This is a genomic window from Streptomyces sp. NPDC050636 (assembly GCF_040654775.1).
Lineage (GTDB): Bacteria > Actinomycetota > Actinomycetes > Streptomycetales > Streptomycetaceae > Streptomyces.
Genome location: NZ_JBFAIP010000213.1, coordinates 1 through 4160, shown reverse-complemented (window position 1 = coordinate 4160; position 4160 = coordinate 1). Strand labels below are relative to the sequence as shown.

General features: G+C 70.8%; 1 protein-coding gene. It reads left to right on the top strand.

The window, feature by feature from the left end:
• Positions 1 to 4160 (top strand): beta-ketoacyl synthase N-terminal-like domain-containing protein (locus tag AB0I10_RS40575; RefSeq protein WP_363157759.1); only part of this gene is annotated, 4160 nt, incomplete at both ends.

The window sequence follows — 4160 nt, the reverse complement described above, 5'->3', positions numbered from 1 at the left end:
GGTCAGGGCAACTACGCGGCGGCGAACGCCTTCCTGGACGCTCTGGCGGAGAACCGGCGGAGCCGTGGCCTGGCCGGTCTGACCGTGGCATGGGGCGTTTGGGCGGGTGGCGGTTTCGCCGAGTCCAGCGATGCGGTGCGGGCGCGGGTCAAGCGTGGCCCGATGCCGCCGATGGACCCGCAGCTTGCCGCGCGTGCCCTGGGTGAGGCGCTGGACGGCCCCGATGCCGTCCTGACGGTGATGGACGTGGACTGGGCGCAGCTGGCGTCCGCGCCGGGTGCGGCGGATGTGCGGGAGATGCCGCTCATGCGCGACCTGCCGGAGGTTCGCCAACTGGTCGCCGCGAGTGCGGGGACCGAAGTCGCGGCGCTCGGTGAGGGTGAACTGGCGCGACGCCTGGCCGGGTTGGCACGGTCGGAGCAGGAGCGGGTGCTGACGGACGTGGTGCGGGCCGAAGTGGCCGCGGCACTGGGGCACGCCTCGGCCGAAGCGATCGAGGGCCGACGGGCGTTCAAGGACCTGGGCTTCGACTCGCTGACCGCCGTCGAACTGCGCAACCGCCTGAACGGTGTGACGGGACTGAAACTGCCTGCCACGTTGGTGTTCGACTATCCCACTCCGGTTGCTCTGGCCGAGTTCTTGCGGGGTGAGCTGACTGGGGTGGAGGCGGTGGCTGGTGCGCCGGTGGCTGCTGTGTCGGCTATGGCGGCTGTGTCGGCTGTGGCTGTGGATGAGCCGTTGGCGATTGTGGGTATGGCGTGTCGTTTCCCGGGTGGTGCGGGCAGTCCTGAGGAGTTCTGGGAGTTGCTGGCTTCGGGTGGTGATGCGGTGGGTGGGTTCCCGACCGACCGTGGTTGGGATCTGGAGGGGTTCTACGACCCGGATCGGGAGAGTGAGGGGACCTCGTATACGCAGTCGGGTGCGTTCCTGCGGGACGCGGCGGAGTTCGATGCGGGGTTCTTCGGGATCAGCCCGCGCGAGGCGCTGGCCATGGACCCCCAGCAGCGACTGCTCCTGGAGACCTCGTGGGAAGCGCTGGAGCGCTCCGGCATCGACCCCGGAGCGTTGCGTGGCAGCGCTACGGGCGTCTTCGCCGGTGGCTTCGCGTCGGGCTATGGGCTCGGTGTGACGTTGGCGGGTCAGGGTGGGTCCGGTGCTGAAGGGCACCTGATGACCGGCAATGCGACGAGTGTGCTGTCGGGCCGGGTGTCGTACGTACTGGGCCTGGAGGGGCCGGCGGTGACGGTGGACACGGCGTGCTCGTCGTCCCTGGTGGCGCTGCACCTCGCCGCTCAGGCGGTGCGCTCGGGCGAGTGCTCGCTCGCGCTCGCCGGCGGTGTGACGGTGATGGCGACGCCGGGTACGTTCATCGACTTCTCGCGGCAGCAGGGACTGTCGGTGGACGGCCGGTGCCGCGCGTTCTCCGAGGACGCGAACGGCACCGGCTGGGCCGAGGGCGCGGGCATGCTCGTGGTCGAGCGCTTGTCGGACGCCCGGCGCAACGGCCACAAGGTCCTCGCGGTGGTACGCGGCTCCGCGACCAACCAGGACGGTGCGTCCAACGGTCTGACTGCGCCCAACGGCCCGTCTCAGCAGCGGGTGATCCGTGCCGCGCTGGCCAGTGCCCAGCTGTCCGCCGCTGATGTGGATGTGGTGGAGGCGCACGGTACGGGTACGACGCTGGGTGACCCGATCGAGGCGCAGGCACTGCTCGCCACGTACGGCCAAGAGCGCGCAGGTGACCGGCCGTTGTGGCTCGGCTCGGTGAAGTCGAACATCGGGCACACGCAGGCGGCGGCCGGTGTGGCGGGCTTGATCAAGATGGTGCTCGCGTTGCAGCACGAGCAGTTGCCGCAGACGCTGCACGCGGACGAGCCGTCGTCGCACGTGGACTGGTCGGCGGGTGAGGTGCGGCTGCTGGCCGATTCGGTGCCGTGGCCCGCTGGGGAGCGTCCGCGGCGGGCGGGTGTGTCGGCGTTCGGAATGAGCGGCACCAACGCTCACATCATCCTGGAGGAAGCACCCGCCGAGAAGGGTGAGTTGACGACCTCCGCTGCTGAACCGGCAGGTGATGCGGGCCAGTCGGCCATCGTGGGGGCGTCCAACAGCTTCGGTGCGTGGCTGGTGTCGGGCCGGTCGGCCGAGGGGCTGTCGGCTCAGGCAGGACGGCTGCGTGAATGGATGCTGATGCGTCCGGAGCTGGCGCCCTCGGATGTGCGCTGGTCGTTGGCTACGACGCGGTCGGCGTTCGAGCACCGGGCCGTGGTCGTGGGTAGTGAGCGCGAGGGGCTGCTGACTGGCCTGGAGAGCCTGGCCGGTGGTGTGTCGGCGGGTTCGGTGGTGTCGGGTGTCGCGCGGCAGGGTGCCCGGGTGGGTCTGGTGTTCGCGGGTCAGGGTTCGCAGTGGTTGGGCATGGGTCGCGGTCTGTATGAGGGCAGTCCGGTGTTCGCCGAGACGTTTGATCGGGTGTGTGGGCTCCTTGAGTTGGAGTTGGGAGCGTCTGTCCGTGATTCCGTACGCGATGTCGTCCTGGGAGCGGACGGTGTCGATGAGGGTCTGACGGATCAGACGTTGTATGCGCAGGCGGGTTTGTTTGCGTTCGAGGTGGCTTTGGCTGCGGTGTTGAAGGCGGCTGGTGTGGTCGCGGACGCGGTGGTGGGTCATTCGGTGGGTGAGGTGGCGGCTGCGTATGTAGCGGGAGTGCTTTCCCTACGGGACGCCTGTCGGCTGGTGGCGGCGCGTGCACGGCTGATGCAGGAACTGCCCACGGGCGGTGCGATGGCGGCGATCAACGCTCCCGAGGCCGACGTGCTCGCTGGTCTGGCGGAGCTGCCCGGGGTGTCGATCGCGGCGGTCAATGGACCGGAGTCCGTGGTGGTCTCCGGCGAGGCCGAAGCAGTGGACCGGGTGGTCGAGCACTGGCGTGAGCGGGGCTGTCGGGTGCGGCGGCTGCGCGTATCGCATGCGTTCCACTCTCCGGCGATGGACCCGGTCCTTGATGAACTGGGCGCCGTGGCAGGCGAGTTGGAGTATCGCCGTCCGGATTTGCTGTGGGCGGGTGCGCTGGCCGGTGACGTACTGACCGAGTGCGATGGTGGCTACTGGCCTGGGCAGACGCGGCAGGCGGTGCGGTTCGCCGATGCGGTGGCCGCTCTCGCGGCGCAGGGTGTGTCGGTGTTTATCGAGGTGGGCCCCGACGGCTCGCTGTCGGCGCTTGGCCCGGACGCCGTGGCCGGTATCGGCAGCGAGGAGGGCGTCTTCGTACCGCTGCAGCGCCGCGACGACCAGGGTGTGACCGGGCTGGTCAACGGCCTGGCGCGGGCCTTCGTCAACGGTGCCGCCGTGGACTGGTCCGCCGTCCTGCCGACCGGCAAGCGGGTGGAACTGCCCACCTACGCCTTCCGGCACCGGCGGTTCTGGCCGGAGGGGGTCCTGGCCTTCCCGACGCCGGGGTCGGCCGCGGGCGGGGATGGCGCGAGTACGGCGGCGGAGGCGCAGTTCTGGGCCGCCGTCGAGGACGGCGACCTGGCCCGGATCGCGGACACGCTCGCCCTTGAGGACCAGCAGCATCTGGGGGAGGTGCTGCCCGCCCTTGCGTCGTGGCGGCGCCGTGAGCAGGACCGGTCGGCGACCGCGAACTGGCGCTACCGGGCGAGCTGGGCCCCGGCCGCCGAGCCCGACTCCCGTGTGTTGTCCGGGACTTGGCTGATCGCGGCCCCTGCCGGGATGGGCGAGGAGGAGGTGGCACGGCAGTGTGTTGCCGCGTTGGCCGCACGTGGGGCCGAGGTCGTCGTGGCCGAGGTCCCGGGCGGGTCCGTGGACCGGGATGGTGTGGCTGCGCTGCTCGGCGAGGTGTTGGAGAGTGCGGGCGTGGAGTCTGCCGGCGTGTCCGGTGTCCTGTCGCTGCTGGCATTGGACGAGGCGCCGGTGCCGGAGCACCCGGTGGTGGCCGGGGGACTGTCCGCGACGCTGGGACTCGTACAGGCCCTCGGCGATGCCGATGTCGTCGCGCCGCTGTGGATAGCCACCCGTGGCGCGGTCGTGGCCACGCCCGGCGAGGCGCTCGTCAGTCCGGTGCAGGCGCAGGTGTGGGGTCTGGGCCGGGTCGTCGGTCTGGAGCACCCGGACCGTTGGGGCGGGTTGATCGACCTGCCCGCGGC